Below are 16,572 nucleotides of genomic sequence, written 5' to 3'. Positions count from 1 at the left end.
AGACGCTCGCCCTGCGTCAAGGCCAGAGGAAGGTCCGTTCCGGGCGCCGCGCATTCGTATTACCCAAGTGGAGTATTTTATGCCTGAGGTCATTTTCACCGGTCCGGCCGGCCGTCTGGAGGGACGCTACCAGCCCTCCAAGGAAAAGAGCGCGCCGATCGCCATCGTCTTGCATCCGCATCCGCAATTCGGCGGCACGATGAACAACAAGATCGTCTACGACCTCTTCTATATGTTCCAGAAGCGCGATTTCACCACGCTGCGCTTCAATTTCCGCGGCATCGGCCGCAGCCAGGGCGAATTCGACCACGGCACCGGCGAGTTGTCGGATGCCGCCGCCGCACTCGACTGGGTCCAGTCGCTGCACCCGGATTCCAAGAGCTGCTGGGTCGCCGGCTATTCGTTCGGCTCGTGGATCGGCATGCAGCTCTTGATGCGCCGGCCCGAGATCGAGGGCTTCATCTCGATCGCGCCGCAACCCAACACCTATGACTTCTCGTTCCTGGCGCCCTGCCCGTCGTCGGGCCTGATCATCCATGGCGATGCCGACAAGGTGGCGCCGCCGAAGGACGTGCAAGGCCTGGTCGACAAGCTGCACACGCAGAAGGGCATCACCATCACGCAGAAGACCCTGCCCGGCGCCAACCACTTCTTCGCCAACCACGCCGATCTTTTGATCGAGGAATGCGCCGACTATCTCGATCGCCGGCTGGCGGGCGAATTGTCCGATCCACGGCCCAAGCGGCTGAGATAAGCAGGAAAGGCGCCAGCGCCGATGTACGAGCCTCCCCATTTCCAGGAAACGCGGCCCGACGTGCTGCATGGACTGATCAGGGCGCATCCGCTCGGCATGCTGATCTCGAACGGGCCTGACGGCCCGGTCGCCAACGCCATTCCCTTCCTGCTCGACGCCGCAGCGGCGCCGAACGGCAGAATGCGGGCTCACCTGGCCAAGGCAAACCCACACTGGCGCCTCATTGCCGACAATCCGGCATCGCCCGTGCTGATCGTCTTCCAGGGCGCCGACGCCTATGTGACGCCCTCCTGGTACGAGACCAAGCGCGAGACCGGCAAGGTGGTGCCGACCTGGAATTATGCCATCGTGCAGGTGCGCGGCACCGCAAAGGTGATCGACGACCAGGCGTGGCTGGCGCAGCAGATTGGCGATCTGACCAATTCCCAGGAAGGTGCCCGCGAGGCACCCTGGGCAGTGACCGATGCGCCGCCGCCCTTCATCCAGTCGCAGATCAAGGGCATTATCGGGCTGGAGATCGAGATCAGCGAGATCCACGGCAAGTGGAAGGTCAGCCAGAACCGCCCCGTCGCCGATCGCACCGGCGTGGCGCAGGGACTGGAAAGCGAAGTCGCCGACGCATCCGACATGGTTCGCCTGGTAAGATCCTACGGCGGCCTGGACAACATTTAATCCGGCAAAGACTTATCTGTCCGGTGCAATCAGCCGGAAGGATGCCTTGCGGACCGGCAACCCTGACGGCGTCGGACGGAAGATGAAGCCGAGCCGGGCAAAGACCAGCCCGCAAGCCAACGCGAAGGCGCAGCCAAGGCCGAAGCCGGCCACCGTGTCGCTCGGATAGTGCGCGCCGACGAAAACCCTGGTCGAGGCGAGACAGGCGGTGATCACCAGCGCGATGTACCAACGCCGCGGAAACAAAAGCAGGAGAACGCCGAACACCGCCCCCATTGTCGTGGCATGGCCGGATGGAAAACCGGCGAAGCGCGCGTCAAAGGCGAAGGGGTGCAGGGCGAGCACGCCAAAATCCTGGAAGTAGAGCGGGCGGGCCCGGCCGATCGCATATTTCAGGACATTGACCAGCAGGCCCGACAGGCCGACAGCGCTCAGCACCAGAAAAGCTAGGCAAGTCCAGTTGTAGACGAGCATCAGCGATCGCCGTGAAAGGCTGCGCCAATCGGTCAGATTGGCCCCAACGAGCAGAAGCGCCGACGGGATCAGGTACCAGCCACCGAGAGCGAACTGGGTGAGGAATTCAGCCACCCCGGCTCCCGGCCATTGGCCATGGACCAACCCTGCCGGTGTATCGAGGCGAACAAAGGCCGCCGCCGTCAGCAACACCCAAACGACGACGCAGACCGGCCATGCGATGTTGGGGTAACGCGCGGGACGAGTGGCAAAGCGCCCTCTCACGATCCGCATGGTGTCGCGAAAATTGCTCAGGGACCGTCGCCCTACCCCAAGGAGCCGACCGGAAACTGAAGGGCGCGATTCTACGAGCATTGGGAATTCGACCCCATTGTTGCCGTCATGGGCATCGACGAGCCGTCATGGGACCACACGGTAGAGGCCGAGCGACAATTTGTCTCCCGACGAATAGTTGAGGCCGTCGATCTCCGCGACCCGTTTCACCGATTTGCCTGGCACCGACAGCATGCCATTCAGTTTCTGCTCGTCCTCGATCGGCGCCAGCCCTAGCGCGCAGGCAGGATCGGCAAGCAGATGCTGCGCCACGCCGCCGACATCGGTCAGCACCGTTTTCGTGCCGACCAGGAACACCAGGCTCGGCTCCTGATACCGCGCCGAGGCCAGCACCGTCGTGTCGCAAGGCTTGTTGGCAAGCACCGCCTGCTTGATCGCCGGGCTCAGCCAGATCGGTTTCAGCGATGGGGCGATGACGCCGAACAGCAAGGCATAGGTGATGCCGGCACAGGCCGCGGTGGCTCCGATGCGGGGCAACGGCACCTGCAGCTGCCGCGAAAACGCGAAATAGCCCGTACCCAATGCGGCGGCCGCCGCCGGTATGCTCCACCAGGAGAAGCTGTGGGTGAGATAGATCGGCGCCCCGATGCAAACCGCCGCCAGTCCAAGGCTGACCACGACCAAGCCGAAGGCGGTCGACCACCACAGCCACTGCTGCCAGCGCTTCAGCGGCGCATTGGCGTCCTCGGGCTGCAATGTCAGCAGCCAGCCGATCAGCAGCGCCATGCCGGGATAGGCCGGGAGCACATAATGCGGCAGCTTGGTCGGGATCAGCTCGAACACCAGCCAGAACGGGATGTACCAGGCGAGGCAGAAGCGCAGCCTGACATCGTCGCGCAGGCGGTTGAGGGCCTGGAGGCCGGCGCCGACCGCGATCAGCCCGAACGGCCACATGAACAGCGAATAGGTCAGCATGTAGAAGCCCGGCGGCAGGCCGTGTGATTCCTCGCCCGACGCGACCTTGCCGAGCATGTCCTTGCCGACGGCTTGCTGCAGGAAAGCGCCATGGCTTTTCCAGGTGATCGCGGCAAGCCAGGGCAGCGCGACCACCACGACGAGCAACAGGCCGCGTCCGATCCTGAGCTTCGACAGCCAGCGCCCGTCACGTTCGAAGGCGAACAGCACCGCGATGGTCAGCGCCGACAGCAGCGGCGCGATCGGCCCCTTGATGAGGATCGCCGCGCCTTGCGCGATCCAGAAAATCCACCAGAGATGGCCGGCGACCGGTTCTTTGCGGCGCGATGCGAGATAGATCTGCGCCAGCGCACCTTGCGCCGCCACGCAGCAGGCCAGCAGCATCGCATCGGTCTTGGCGTCGCGCCCTTCGAAGGCCGTGGCGAAGATCGCGGCCATCACCAGGCCGGCGGCAATACCGGCATTGGCGCCGAAAAGATTGGTCCCCGTCCAAACGATCGCCAGCACCGCAATGGCAATGCCCAGTGCCGAGATCGTGCGATAGACCCAGATCGGCGCCTCGGCGCCTTTGCCGCTCAGCGTCACCGCCGCCGACTGCAGCCAGTAGATGCCGATCGGCTTCTGGTAGCGCGAGGCCTCCTGGAAGCGGATGTCGACATAGTCGCCGCTCTCGGCCATCTGCTTGGTCGCCTGGACGAAGCGCGACTCGTCCCGGTCGATCGGCGGCAGCGATGCCAGCCCCGAAAGCGTCATCACCAGGCTGAACAGGAAAAGGAGAAGGTAGTTCCTGTTCAACGCCATGCATCAGCCTCTCTAACCATTTTTCGACGTGACGGGCCGCTCAATCGACCTTGGTCATCGCCGCCTTGCGCTCATTGGCGATCAGCCAGAGATTTCTGATGTAGATAAACATGCCCATGGCCTGGCCAGCGATGAACACCGGATCCTGGCGCTGGATGGCATAGATCAGAAGCAGACCGCCGCCAAACAGGGAGAAGAACCAGAAGGCCACCGGCACGACGCTGCGCTTGGCCTTTTCCGAGGCGAGCCATTGCACGACGAAGCGCATGGTGAAGAAGAACTGCGCAACGAAGCCGAGCAGGATCCACGCATCGAATTGCTTGATGAAAACCTGGTGAAGCCAGGTCCCCAGTTCCTGAAGCACGTTAAACACGCTTGATTTCCTCTACTTTTGGCATCCTGCGGCGTCGGCGGCGCAGCCACCAGACACCGCCGAGATCGAGCGCGCCCTGCAGGCCACGGTCGAAAATGCCGTAGTTCGACTTGCCGTGACGGCGCGAGCGGTCGACGACATCGCAATGCACGACGCGATAGCCTTCCTGGATGACCAGGGCTGGGACGAAGCGGTGCGTGCCGTCGAAGAAGGGCAGTTTGCGCAGGATATCGGTGTGGACAGCCTTCAGGCCGCAGCCCGTATCACGCGTCTCGTCATGCAGGATGGCGTTTCTCAGCCAGTTGGCGAAGCGCGACGCCAGCTGCTTGACCTTGCTGTCGCGGCGCTTGAGGCGCTGCCCCTGGGCGGCGCCGAAATCAGGACCGGCCTGCCGCAAGGCATCGACCAGCACCGGAATGTATTGCGGATCGTTCTGGCCGTCGCCGTCGATGGTGGCGACGATGCCGCCGCGCGCCGCCCAGGCGCCCGAACGCACCGAAAGGCTCTGGCCGGCGGATTTCTGATGCCGCAACTCCCGCACCGGAAAAGAGCGAAGCGCCGCCTGTTCGGCAAGCACGGCAGCCGTCTCGTCGGTCGAGCCGTCATTGACGATGATCAGTTCGAAGTCGCGCCCGGCCATCGCCGCCTCGATCTCGTCGATCAAGAGCGGCAGGTTTGCCGCCTCGTTCCTGCAAGGAATGACAATGGATATCAATGCGTCCGGCATGTCGCGTCGGGCTCTGTCGTCGAATGTGGCATTGATGGATGCCGTGCGGTGCCGCTCGAGGTCGTGGGCTGCAAGAACCTTTGGCGCGGCGCCTCATTACGCCAGCCGAAACGATGAAGCAAGCATGACGGCATTATCCGCGCGGGCCGCAAAACCGGATTCCACTTTTGCTGATCGCGACCTCATGGTTGGCGCGCGATCTGACGCAAAACCGGATTCCACTTTTGCTGATCGCGCTTGGATGCTAAACGCGCCCGTTCACATATGCCCGGGCCGGACCGGGCGGACCCTTTCGGGAAAGAAAACATGCCTGCCTTCAAATCCGATTTCCTGCGCACGATGAGCGAGCGCGGCTTCATCCACCAGATTTCGGATGAGACCGGCCTCGACCAGCTTTTCGCCAAGGAAACGGTCACCGCCTATGTCGGCTATGACGCCACCGCCACCAGCCTGCATATCGGCAATCTGATCTCGGCGACCATGCTTTACTGGCTGCAGGAAACCGGACACCGGCCGATCGCCCTGATGGGCGGCGGCACGTCGATGATCGGCGACCCGTCCTTCCGCGACGACCAGCGCAGCCTTCTGACGCCGGAAGCGATCGCCACCAACATCGAGGGCATCAAGCGCATCTTCGGCCGCATCCTGCGCTTCGGCGACGGCCCGAACGACGCCATCATGGTCAACAATGCCGACTGGCTGATGAAGCTCAATTATGTCGAGTTCCTGCGCGATGTCGGCCGGCATTTCTCCGTCAACCGCATGCTGACCTTCGACAGCGTCAAGCTCAGGCTCGACCGCGAGCAATCGCTGTCGTTCCTCGAATTCAACTACATGATCCTGCAGGGCTATGATTTCGTCGAGCTCGCCCGGCGCCAGAACTGCCGCCTGCAGATGGGCGGATCGGACCAGTGGGGCAACATCATCAACGGTGTCGATCTCGGCCATCGCATGGGCACGCCGCAGCTTTACGCGCTGACCACGCCGCTGCTGACGACATCGTCGGGCGCCAAGATGGGCAAGTCGGCGAAGGGTGCGGTATGGCTCAACGGCGACCTCTTCTCGCCCTATGATTTCTGGCAGTACTGGCGCAACACCGAGGACGCCGATGTCGAGCGCTTCCTGAAGATATTCACCCGCCTGCCGCTCGACGAAATCGCGCGCCTGGCCGCCCTCGGCGGCTCCGAGATCAACGAGGCCAAGAAGATCCTGGCCACCGAGACGACGGCAATCGTCCACGGCCGCGAAGCGGCGAACCAGGCCGAGGAAACCGCGCGCAAGACCTTCGAGGAGGGGGCGCTCGCCGAGACATTGCCGACCGTCGGGGCCGACAAGGCGGCACTCGAAGCCGGCGTCGGCATCCTGTCGCTGCTGGTCACGGCCGGGCTGGCATCGTCCAATGGCGAGGCGCGGCGCCACATACAGGGCGGCGCGGTTCGCATCAACGACCAGTCGGTCAATGACGACCGCCGCATGGTCACGCTTCAGGATCTGAGTCCGGAAAACGTCGTAAAGCTTTCACTCGGCAAGAAAAAACACGTTCTGGTGCGGCCGGCCTGAGGCCGTTCACCGGTACTCGAAAATCGACCGGAAGATGCCCGGCGCGATCACCGAGAGCGGGTTGACGTCAAGCACCGGCTTGTTGGCATTGCCCCTGAGCCGATAAGTGACACCGATCAGGCCGCGGTCGCGGCCGTTGCCCAGCAGCGCGCCGACGATGGGCAATTCGCCGAAGATGCGGTTGAGGCCATAGACCGGCATGAAGGTGCCGGTCATGTCCATATTGTTGTTCTGGTCGTAGAGGATGCCCTGGAACGTCGTGCCGATGCGCGGACCGCGCAGCACGCCATTGGCCAGCTTCAGATAGCCGCTGCCTTTCTCGATCTCGGCATAGCCGCGTTCGAACTTGACCCGCGATGTGTCGAGATTGCCCTTGACCGCCTGGTTGAGACTGCGGTTGTCGCCGGCCGGCGTGGTCGAGACAATGGAGGCGAGCTTCGGTTCGTTGACGATGAAGAAGTTGCTGGTGTCGACCTTGCCCGTCATCGGCCCGTCGCCGGCTCCCGTCAGCGCCAGCATGATCGAGCCGCCTTCCATGTGCTCGTAGACGTTCAGGAACCTCAATATCGCGCCGGCGTCCGCCGACTTCACGTTGAGCGAGCGCCGGCCGTCGCCGGTAGTGTTGCTGATGGTGATAGCCGCGCCCGAACTTGCCGTGGCGCTGACCTTCAGCCCGTTCACCCTTGAGCCGGCCGCGCTGTAGTCGAGCTTCAAATTGGACAGTTGCTCGTCATGGAAGCCGGTGAGTTGGTCGACGTCGGCGCTGACGGAAATGTTGTCCGTTCCGGTCGTCTTGGTCGCGGTGTCCACATCGGAGGTGAACTGCTTGATGAGCGAACGGGCGTCGAGCGCGTTGCCGTTTATGTCGACGGCGTAGCCCTTGCCCGAGCGCTTCACCGAAATCGCGACGTCATCACCCCGGTTCAAGGTGACCTTGCCGAACTTGGCCAACGACAGGGCGCCGTTGACCAGCACGATGCTGCCGTCGATGGAGAATGTTTTGCCGTCGAGGTTGAAATCGGACAGTGTCGTGGTGTCGCCGGCCTTGGTCATGACGAAGGTGACGTTGGCGGGAACCCCTGCCCCCTTGCTCCAGCCGGCCCAGGGAATGTCCAGCCTGGCATTGGTCAGGTCGGCCGAGACGTTCTGGTTGCCGCTGCCGCTCTTGTCGATCGCGACCTTCACCGTTCCGCCAAGCAGCGGCGTCAGGCCGGGCATGGCCGCGGCACGGACCTTGTCGTCGAGCACCAGGGCCACCTTGCGGCTGCGCGCCGGCCCGTTGTCCGCCAACGGCTCGATAAGGTCGAGTTCGGCCGGAATGCCGTTGAGCGCTGCCTTGGCGGAGATCACCGCCTTTTCCGGGTCGACGGTGATCGAGCCGTCGGCATCCGTCACGGTCTGTCCCTCGAACGGCTTGGCTAGCGACAGGCCGGTGTAGTCGAGCGACACCAGCCAGTCGAGCTTCGACGTATCGACGCCGGACTGCAGGGGAATATCCGCCCGGACATGGCCAGTGACGCTGCCGGACAGATCCTCCGGCAGGAAGCCGACATGGCGCATGGCGTTGATCGGCTCGTAGGAGGCGAGTTCGGCGACAGCCGGCGCCTCGCCTTCCACATCGATGTCGAGTGCACCGATGACCGGCGGGCGGTTCGCCGCCTTGACCGCCAGCGTACCGTTGCTGGCCGCCACGGTGCGGCCGCTGGGCATGAAGACGGTGCCCGAGGAGAGCGAAATGTCGACGTCATTGCCATGGAAGGCGACGACGCCGACCGCGTCGCGTATCGGCGGGATGCGGCCGGCCGTGTCAAAACGCGAGCCTTCGATCTGGAAGCGGCCGAACACCTCGTCGGCCGAAAGCGGCACGCCGTTGCCGAGGCGATCCGGCACGACCTGGAACTGGAGGTTGGCATCGACGACGCGGCCGCCGAATAGATTGTCCAGCACCCAGAGCCGCGCATTGCGCGCCGAAAACCACGGCCACAGCTGCTTGACGTGCGAGACCGGCATGTCATGCACGTTGAGCGCCAGATTGATCCCGGGGGCCTTGCCGTCAACGAAAGCCACGGCCGCGGTGCCGAGTACCTCGCCGGCAGCGGCGGACCGAACCGCGATCTGCTCGGCCACCAATTTATGGCTCCTGGTCTGATAGACGCCGGCGATGCGGGCGAGGAAGGTCAGCGCTGGCTCGGGCGATTCCGATGGCGCCAGGGTCGAACCGTCGCTGGTCAGGTCATAGCGGTAGGACGGTTCCTCGCCCGCCGCCCCTGTCGCCGGCTTTGGCCCTATCGAGCCGCCGAAATTGAAAGAGGACCGGCCGGATTTCAGCAACAGCCTGTCGACTTGGATCTTGTTGCTGCCATGGACAAGCGTCGCATCGACATCGACATCGGCAGGCAGCAAGCCGCGCGTGCCAAAATCGAGCACCGACCCGGCGGACGACAGAGAGGCCGTCAGCCGTGATTCATTGGTGCCGGATCCTTCCGCTCCCGTCAGCTTCAACGCGATCGCGCCCAGCTTCCCGGCGCCGGTGGCGTCGGCAGATGACAGATCGACGCTCGCAGTCAGCGCCGTGACGCGATGGGCGGCGACATCTCGGGTGGCGGAGGCGGCAACCGTGACCTTCCTGCCGTCGACATCCGCCTCTGAGGAAAACTCCACGGCGCCCGGCCCCGATTGTACGACGGTGGCGTCGGCGATCTTGACCAGCTTGATCGCCCCTGCGTCTGGCAGCACGAATTCGACATTGCTGAGATCGATCCGGCGCATCGAATCTTCCCGCACGGCGTCGAGCGCGCGATGTATGTTGCCGAACAGCGCGTCGGACAGTCTCTCCGGATCGACGAGGCCGTCCTCATTGCGCAATTGCGCTGTCCAGTCGCCGCCGGACGGCATCGCCGCCACAACGATGTGAGCATCCGATATCCTGGCGCTGGTCAGCCGCACCTCTCCCCAAAGAAGCGGGATTAGGCGCATGCCGAAGCGGACGCGGCCAGCATCCGCCATCGGTTTGTCGTCTGATGTCTTCAGGCTGACGTCGCTGACCTGAAGCGCGACGAAGCTCGAACTGTCGAGCGTGACGCGCGCCGGCCCGACCGCCACGTTGACATCGACACCGGCGAGTTTCTCGATCGCGGTCTCCGCTTCCGCCCGAAGCCGCTCGGAGCCGATCCCGGAAGCTCCGACCAGATAGACAACGACCGCGGCCAGCAACACGAACGCGACCATGCCGGCGAACACGCGCGAAAGGATGCGGAAGCCGCGGCCGATCGACGCCTGGCCGAGTGGTGGAACGCGGCACGCGGATGGCAAAGCCCCCAGGTCGGTGATCTCGTCACGCCTGAACCGGATCTTCTCGTGCTGCGGTTGCTCCTGATCCACGCAATCTTCCGTTGTACAAATTCGCTCGTGGACGAATCCCCGGTCGACACTATATCGGTGTTGCGTCGCGCGTAACCTCAAACAAGGGCATCGATATGGCTGACCTCGACGTGGGCGATCTTGCGCCGCAATTCGATTTGCCGCGGGATGGCGGCGGCTCGCTCAGCCTGGCCGCATCTGCCGGCAAACCCGTGGTGCTCTACTTCTATCCACAGGACGACACAACAAGCTGCACCCAGGAAGCGATCAGCTTTTCACAGTTGAAACCGCAATTCGAGAAGGCAGGCGCTGTGGTGATCGGTCTGTCGCCAGACAACGTCAAGAAGCACGACAAGTTCAAATCGAAATACAACCTCACCGTCGACCTCGCCGCCGACGAGGAGCGCAAGGTGATCGAGGCCTACCATCTGTGGGTCGAGAAATCGATGTATGGCCGCAAATATATGGGCGTCGAGCGAGCGACGTTCCTGATCGGCCGTGACGGTCGGATCGCCAGGATTTGGCGCAAGGTCCGGGTCAAGGGCCATGCCGAGGAAGTGCTGGAAGCCGTTCGCGCGCTTTGAGCGTGGCCAAGGCCCATACGAGCCGTCCTTACTCGTCGGGCGTTTGCGCCCTCGGCTGCCGCTGTGCCCGCCAGGATTTCGTGACATGGACCGCACGATCGGCCAGCGCGGCGAGATGGCCGCGCAGACCGCGCGCGCCGATCATCGACGACAGCCTGACTGATTGCGTGGCGAAGCGCCGCTTGAAATCCTCGCCGCCGCAGAGAAAATCGACTTTGGCAAGGCCACGGTCGAGCGACCACTGGATATAATCCATCATCAGCACCATGCCCGGCGAGGCTCGCTCATATTCGGGATCATAGGTGGTGACGAAAGCCATCATCGTGCCGTGCTGCTCGAAATTGATCGAGACGGCGATGATCGTGTTGTCGAGTTCCAGCACGAAGATGCGCAACAGCCCGAGTTCGGCCAGCACCGAAACCAGCGCGGCGAGAACGGGCGAGCCCTCGTCGAACAGGTCCGAGGCGCGGCCATGCCGGGCGAGCCAGAGGCGCTTCAGCACCGCGACGCGTGCGAGCACCGGCTCGCGTGGGTCATCCGCATCGAGCAGGCGCAAACGCAGTGCACCGGCTTCTTCCATGAACTTGCGGCCACGACGGTAGTTCTGTCGGGCTTTCTTGGACAGCGCCTCGAACCATTCCGCCCCACTTTGCCAGGGGCCGACGACACGGTAGCTGATTTCACTGCGGTGGTTGGGCCGAAGCGCCTTGCCATGGCGCGAGGCCGGATCCAGCAGCGCCCGGACACTGGCATTCGGCAGCAGGCGGTTGAGATAGACGAGGTCGAAGCCGCCCTGGTCAAAAACATGCTGCCAGAGGCGGGAGATCACCTGCGGATCGCTTTCGGGCGCAACCAGCGCGTCGCCATAGTCGCTGTGATCCTTCGCCGCCCATTCGAGCATGCGGATGCCGGAGCGCTTGAACGTGGCGAGCGCGATCACGCCGTCGAGCCGCTCGCCATTCCAGGCAAGCCCGATCCTGAGCGTGCGCCGCTCCTGATGCGGGGTGGTGCGCCACCAGGCTGCGATCCAGTCCGGGTGCTGGAAGACAAGCCCGCCGGCTCGCTGCCAGAGCGCGGTCCAGGCCGGTGCGATCTCGGCCAGCCGCGCCGCCGATGTCACGACTTCGAAGGTGCGTGTCCGCGGGATCGCCAGCACGAAGGGACCGTTCATGGCCGTGTCCCTTCCGATGATCGCGAGGTCCTTGGCTTTGCGGGCCGGATGCGCCTGGCAATATGCCCCCACATCCGCTTCAACGGCATCACATAAAGGCCGGCGAGGGACTGGTAGTCGCGCACATTGCGGTCAACCAGTCCGAACTTGAAGTCCTCATCGGGTTTCGGCACGCACAATGTTCCGAAGAGTCGGTCCCAGAACGAGAAGAGCAGCCCGAAATTCTTGTCGTAGTGGCGCGGATCGGTGCTGTGATGCAGCTGGTGCCAATGCGGACACAGGACCACATTGTTGAGCGGGCCGAACGAAATCTTGAAATGCGTGTGCCTGACGAAATCCATCATCAGGATGTTGCGCATGACATAGACGTTGACGCCAAAGACGGTCAGTTCGGCAAGGTTCAGTGAAATCAGCGACCAGATGCCGAAGCAGATACCGACGACGAGGCCATCCCAGGCACGATTCATCAACTCGTCGAGCGGGTGGACCCGGTCCTTCGTGATCCCGACCATCACCTCGGCCGAGTGATGCACCTTGTGCAATTCCCAGAGCACCGGATAGCGGTGCTGGGCGACGTGATAGAGATAATAGGAAATATCGTAGGCGAGCAGCATGGTGATGGTGAAGATCAGCACCGTCACCGGGCCTGCCGGTCCCTCGACCAGCGGCGGCTGGAACTGGAAGAGTGTCGAAAACAGCCAGTTGGTTGCGTAGCCCACCGCCGAGACGAAGACTATTCCAGCGGGTAGCATCAGGAAGGGCATCAGGGCCTTCTTCGTGACCCAGAACAGCAGGTCGGCCCTCGCCGAGGGATGGGTAATGACCTCGTGCGGGATGACGAATTCGAAGAACTCCTTCCAGCTCTTCTCCTCGACCGTGCGCCAATAGGCGACGAGCGCACTGACAAAAGCAGTCAGCAGCAAAAGCCCGGTCGCCAGCAAACTGGTGCCCGAGATCTTGTCGAGGATCTTGCCAGCCAGATCGCCCAGCATTCCTGCCGCCATAGTGTGTCCCAAACCCCGGTACCGCTTCTAGTCGAAAACCGTCAATTAAAAGCAATCGAAGACAGTTAAGGAAACCTAGACCTTGATCGCGACCGACAGGCCGCTCGGCTGGCAGCGAATTGGCGCTCATCGCCAATGATTTCACGGCATTACGCGCGCTTCCTTGGCCATTTTCATACAACCCTGTGCGCGCGCCGCGTGCTTTCGGCGTCGGGCGATCGATCCGGCAAGCCTTTGTTAACCCTAATAATGTGTAATCCAAGTTGTCGTGGTGTCGTAAACGAAAGCTTGGTCCCGTGAACGCAACCGGTCAGTCCGCAGTCTTCGGCAGGCGCAAGGAACCCCACACGGTCATCATCGCCCGCGGCAACGAGATCAGGCATTTCACGATCCGGCCTTGGCTCGCGGCATTCATCGGCTCAGCACTCGCCGCCATTGCCATCGGCTACCTCCTGGCCACCTCCTATCTCGTGCTGCGCGACGACCTGATCGGCGCCACCACCGCGCGCCAGGCGCGCATGCAGCAGGCCTACGAAGATCGCATCTCGGCGCTCCGCGCCCAGGTCGACCGCATCACCAGCCGCCAGTTGCTCGACCAGCAGTTGATGGAAAACAAGGTCAGCGAACTGATTGAACGCCAGACACAGCTCAGCCAGCGCCATGGCCGTCTCGGACCATTGCTCGAGCGCGCCGAGAACGAGGTGGGAGCAGCGCCCGCCGAGGATCCCGCGGCCGCCAAACCGGACAAGCACGCCGAGGTGACTGGCAGCATCAGCCAGCCCGCGCGGAATTACGCGGTCGCGAGCCTTGGCGCCGACCTGGGTGCTGCCGATACCAGGCCGTTCTCCTTGTGGTCGACCCGCACCGATCCGCTGCCCAGCGATACAGCCGCCGATCGTGCCGACAAGCTGTTCGTCTCGATCAACCAGTCGCTGAAATCCATCGAGAACGAGCAACTCACCCGCATCAGCACGCTTGCCGACAATGCCTACAAGAGCGCCGATGCCATCCAGCAGGCGCTGCAGGCGGCCGGACTGCCGGTCGACAGCGATTTCGGCAAGAACGAAAGCGATGTCGGCGGCCCGCTGATCCCACTCGACAGTTCGATGATCTTCGACAGCAAGGTCAAGGAACTGGACGAAGCCCTGGACACGCTCGACCAGTTGAAGAAGGAAGCGCGCCAGCTGCCGCTTGCCAACCCCGCCCCCGGCCACTCCGTCACCAGCCCGTTCGGTGTGCGCACCGATCCCATCCTCGGCACCGCAGCATTGCATTCGGGCATGGATTTCAGGGCGCCCATCGGCACGTCGGCCAAGGTCACGGCGCCCGGCATCGTCACCAAGGCCGGCTGGAACGGTGGCTATGGCCGCATGGTGGAGGTCGACCACGGCAATGGCTTTGCGACCCGCTACGGGCATCTCAGCGAAATCGACGTGACCGTGGGCGAGAAGCTGGACGCCGGCGCCATCATCGGCAAGACCGGCAGCAGCGGCCGCTCGACGGGTCCGCATCTGCACTATGAAGTGCGCCACAATGGCGAAGCGATCGATCCCTTGCGCTTCCTCACCGTCGGCAAGAAGGTGGCCCAGTACCTCTGAGGCGCGCCAGTCCTGACCTGATTGATTGGCACCCAATAGCTCTCGAATAGATCTTCCTGCTTTGATTTCGAGGTGAGCGATCGCCATCCGTGCGGGGCTTTCGGACGCCTGTTTCGCCTTTTTTGCCTCCCAGCAGACGCATCATCCCCACGCGCCGGTAAGGCGACTGGTCCACGGCCTTAGGCCAGTCTAAGCCCGGTGCAGCTTGCAGCCTTCCCGGGCGTGATGTTGTTCTCGAATTATTTTTGAATTCCATTTGACTGAATAAATCTTTGGTGCGAACCTTGCGTCAATCGGGAGCGCAAGGCATGGCATTGCGGGGGACCAATCAGGAGTTCGGGCGGCCATACAACCGGCGCATCGTGCTCGAATCCATCCGCCTGCATGGGCCGATCGCCCGCGGCGAAATCGCCAGCCGCGTCGGGCTGACCGTCCAGACCGTATCGACCATCGTTCGCGAACTGGAAGAACAGGGCTACATCCTCTCCCTGCGCGAGGAGCCCAGGGGGCGCGGCCTGCCGCCGGCGACGCTGCGCATCAATCCCGAGGGCGGCTATGCCGTCGGCATCCATATCACCCCACTCGGTATCGATGCCGCTTTGATCAATCTGAGCGGCGACGTGATCGAGAGCATTTACCGCAAGGCCCCGAGCGCGACGCCCGACCATGCCTTCGAGCTGATCGGTGCGATGGTGATTGAATTGACCGGATTACGGGCCGGCGGACGGGTGCTTGGGGTCGGCCTGGCCCTGCCGGGACCGTTCGGCGTCGAATCCATGAGCTTCGTAGGCCCGACGACCATGACCGGCTGGAAGGATGTAGCGCTGCGCGAGCGGCTGGCAGCCTCGACCGGACTGCCGGCCTTCTTCGAAACCGATATGGTTGCGGCGGCCATGGGCGAGCGGCTCTACGGCCTCGGCGCTCAATTCTCCGACTATTACTATCTCTATTTCGGTGTTGGCCTCGGCGGCGTGATGGTTCATGACGGTTCCGTGCAGCGCGGCGCCTGGGGCAATGCCGGCGAGGTCGGACACATCCCTGTCGTTCCGGGCGGCGAGGCATGTCCCTGCGGCAACCGGGGTTGCCTCGAAAGATACCTCTCGCTCGAGGCGCTTCGGCGCTGGAACGGCACGGAGACCGACTGGGTCGCGGAAGTCGCGCCGATCTTTCACAATGCCGTCGCCGTCATCGAGAACCTCTTCGACCCCGAAACGGTCATCCTCGGCGGGCTGGCGTCCACCGACCTGCTCGAACGGCTGGCCGGTTCGACCGGCGGCCTGCACAACTCCGTCTCGGCGCGCAAGGACCGCATCGCGCCCCGGTTGATGGTCGCACGCGGCGGGCAGCATTCGGTGTTGCGCGGCGCCGCCGCGCTTGCGGTCTCGGGAGTGCTGTCGCCACGCTTCGGCCAGATGTTCGCCGCCGAGCGCGAGCGCGGCCGCGATCCTCTGACGGCCAAGGAGGTTGCCTGATGAGCGAACCGCTGCTGGTGCTCGACAACGTCACCAAGAACTATGGCGCGATCGAAGCGCTGAAGGGGATCAGCTTCTCCATCGGCAAGGGCGAGGTCGTGGCGTTGCTGGGTGACAACGGCGCCGGCAAATCCACGCTGGTCAAGATCATATCAGGCGGACTGGACCCGACCTCGGGCCGCATGCTGTTCGAAGGCAAGGAGTTTCTCGCGAGGTCGCCGGCCGAGGCCAAGGCAGCGGGCATCGAAACCGTCTACCAGGACCTGTCGCTCTGCACCAATGTCGACGTGGTGGCGAATTTCTTCATGGGCCGCGAGATCACCAGGAAGGTGCTCGGCATTCCTGTGCTCGACGAGCGCGCCATGGAGGCAGTCGTCTCCAAGGCGCTGGCCAGTGCCGGCACCCGCATTCCGTCGCTGCGCACCAATGTCGAGCATCTCTCGGGCGGCCAGCGGCAAGCCATCGAACTCAACCGTTTTGTCCACTGGGGCGGCAAGCTGGTGCTGCTCGACGAGCCGTTCGCGGCGCTGGGCGTCGAGCAGACGCGGCGAGGTCTCGACATGATCCGCCAGGTGGCGAGCCAGGGCATCGGCGTCGTCATCATCACCCACATCATGCAGCAGGCTTTTCAGGTCGCCGACCGGATCGTGGTGATCCGGCAAGGCGTCGTGGCGGGCGATGTCGCCAGAAACAAAACAAGTCCCGATGCGGTGATCAACATGATCACCGGGGAGACGCTTGCCGGTGCCGGACCGGCGAGCTGAGGGACACAAA

General features: G+C 63.4%; 14 protein-coding genes. 7 read left to right on the top strand and 7 right to left on the bottom strand.

Translation table 11 applies throughout. The annotated features are described in order from the left end of the window. Positions 1 to 79: 79 nt before the first annotated feature. Both FJV83_RS06305 and FJV83_RS06300 read left to right on the top strand, forming a co-directional pair. Entirely contained in the window at positions 80 to 754 is a 675-nt protein-coding gene (locus FJV83_RS06305; RefSeq protein ID WP_027046762.1) for an alpha/beta hydrolase, read from the top strand. 21 nt (positions 755 to 775) lie between these two features. Then, entirely contained in the window at positions 776 to 1,426 is a 651-nt protein-coding gene (locus FJV83_RS06300) for an FMN-binding negative transcriptional regulator (RefSeq protein WP_095770375.1), read from the top strand. A gap of 12 nt (positions 1,427 to 1,438) precedes the next feature. On the opposite strand, the gene FJV83_RS06295 is transcribed toward FJV83_RS06300, so the two are convergent. The 4 genes from FJV83_RS06295 to FJV83_RS06280 all read right to left on the bottom strand — a co-directional run bounded on the left by FJV83_RS06295 (position 1,439) and on the right by FJV83_RS06280 (position 5,049). Then, positions 1,439 to 2,173, bottom strand: coding sequence for a phosphatase PAP2 family protein (locus tag FJV83_RS06295; RefSeq protein ID WP_246691808.1), 735 nt, complete (start codon positions 2,171 to 2,173; stop codon positions 1,439 to 1,441). Positions 2,174 to 2,299: 126 nt separating this feature from the next. Next, positions 2,300 to 3,949, bottom strand: coding sequence for a glycosyltransferase family 39 protein (locus tag FJV83_RS06290; protein WP_185973284.1), 1,650 nt, complete (start codon positions 3,947 to 3,949; stop codon positions 2,300 to 2,302). A gap of 40 nt (positions 3,950 to 3,989) precedes the next feature. Next, positions 3,990 to 4,322, bottom strand: a complete 333-nt coding sequence (locus FJV83_RS06285) for a lipid-A-disaccharide synthase N-terminal domain-containing protein (RefSeq protein WP_010909058.1) — start codon at positions 4,320 to 4,322, stop codon at positions 3,990 to 3,992. Continuing rightward, positions 4,315 to 5,049 carry a glycosyltransferase family 2 protein gene (locus FJV83_RS06280; protein ID WP_095788096.1) on the bottom strand — a complete coding sequence of 245 codons (735 nt, stop codon included), beginning with the start codon at positions 5,047 to 5,049 and terminating at the stop codon, positions 4,315 to 4,317. Before FJV83_RS06280 ends, FJV83_RS06285 begins: the two co-directional genes overlap by 8 nt. Before the next feature lie 306 nt (positions 5,050 to 5,355). Here FJV83_RS06280 and tyrS point away from each other — a divergent pair, with 306 nt between their 5' ends. Continuing rightward, positions 5,356 to 6,609, top strand: a complete 1,254-nt coding sequence (gene tyrS / locus FJV83_RS06275; protein ID WP_095788095.1) for a tyrosine--tRNA ligase — start codon at positions 5,356 to 5,358, stop codon at positions 6,607 to 6,609. A gap of 6 nt (positions 6,610 to 6,615) precedes the next feature. On the opposite strand, the gene FJV83_RS06270 is transcribed toward tyrS, so the two are convergent. Beyond that, on the bottom strand, positions 6,616 to 9,990 hold the full coding sequence (locus FJV83_RS06270; protein ID WP_142884724.1) for a DUF3971 domain-containing protein: 3,375 nt from the start codon (positions 9,988 to 9,990) through the stop codon (positions 6,616 to 6,618). A 95-nt stretch (positions 9,991 to 10,085) separates the two neighbouring features. Between FJV83_RS06270 and FJV83_RS06265 the strand changes: the two genes are divergently transcribed. Then, the gene (locus FJV83_RS06265; RefSeq protein WP_095770889.1) at positions 10,086 to 10,553 is read left to right on the top strand and encodes a peroxiredoxin; all 468 of its coding nucleotides are present in this window, start codon (positions 10,086 to 10,088) and stop codon (positions 10,551 to 10,553) included. A gap of 28 nt (positions 10,554 to 10,581) precedes the next feature. On the opposite strand, the gene FJV83_RS06260 is transcribed toward FJV83_RS06265, so the two are convergent. Both FJV83_RS06260 and FJV83_RS06255 read right to left on the bottom strand, forming a co-directional pair. Continuing rightward, positions 10,582 to 11,724, bottom strand: a complete 1,143-nt coding sequence (locus tag FJV83_RS06260) for a GNAT family N-acetyltransferase (protein ID WP_246691807.1) — start codon at positions 11,722 to 11,724, stop codon at positions 10,582 to 10,584. Continuing rightward, positions 11,721 to 12,716 (bottom strand): sterol desaturase family protein, encoded by a 996-nt coding sequence (locus FJV83_RS06255; protein ID WP_142884841.1) that lies wholly within the window; start codon positions 12,714 to 12,716, stop codon positions 11,721 to 11,723. Before FJV83_RS06255 ends, FJV83_RS06260 begins: the two co-directional genes overlap by 4 nt. Positions 12,717 to 13,024: 308 nt before the next feature. On the opposite strand from FJV83_RS06255, the gene FJV83_RS06250 reads away from it, so the two are divergent. The 3 genes from FJV83_RS06250 to FJV83_RS06240 all read left to right on the top strand — a co-directional run bounded on the left by FJV83_RS06250 (position 13,025) and on the right by FJV83_RS06240 (position 16,562). Then, complete coding sequence (locus FJV83_RS06250; RefSeq protein ID WP_095791570.1) at positions 13,025 to 14,326, top strand: M23 family metallopeptidase; 1,302 nt, start codon at positions 13,025 to 13,027, stop codon at positions 14,324 to 14,326. 308 nt (positions 14,327 to 14,634) lie between these two features. After that, positions 14,635 to 15,798, top strand: a complete 1,164-nt coding sequence (locus FJV83_RS06245) for an ROK family transcriptional regulator (protein ID WP_095791571.1) — start codon at positions 14,635 to 14,637, stop codon at positions 15,796 to 15,798. Continuing rightward, positions 15,798 to 16,562, top strand: a complete 765-nt coding sequence (locus tag FJV83_RS06240) for an ATP-binding cassette domain-containing protein (RefSeq protein ID WP_142884726.1) — start codon at positions 15,798 to 15,800, stop codon at positions 16,560 to 16,562. The genes FJV83_RS06245 and FJV83_RS06240 overlap by 1 nt, the downstream gene beginning before the upstream one ends. The last annotated feature ends 10 nt before the right edge of the window (positions 16,563 to 16,572 follow it).

Source organism: Mesorhizobium sp. WSM4307, from assembly GCF_007003945.1.
Lineage (GTDB): Bacteria > Pseudomonadota > Alphaproteobacteria > Rhizobiales > Rhizobiaceae > Mesorhizobium.
Note: the sequence above shows the minus strand (reverse complement) of the source record. Positions and strands in the feature narration are given on the sequence as shown.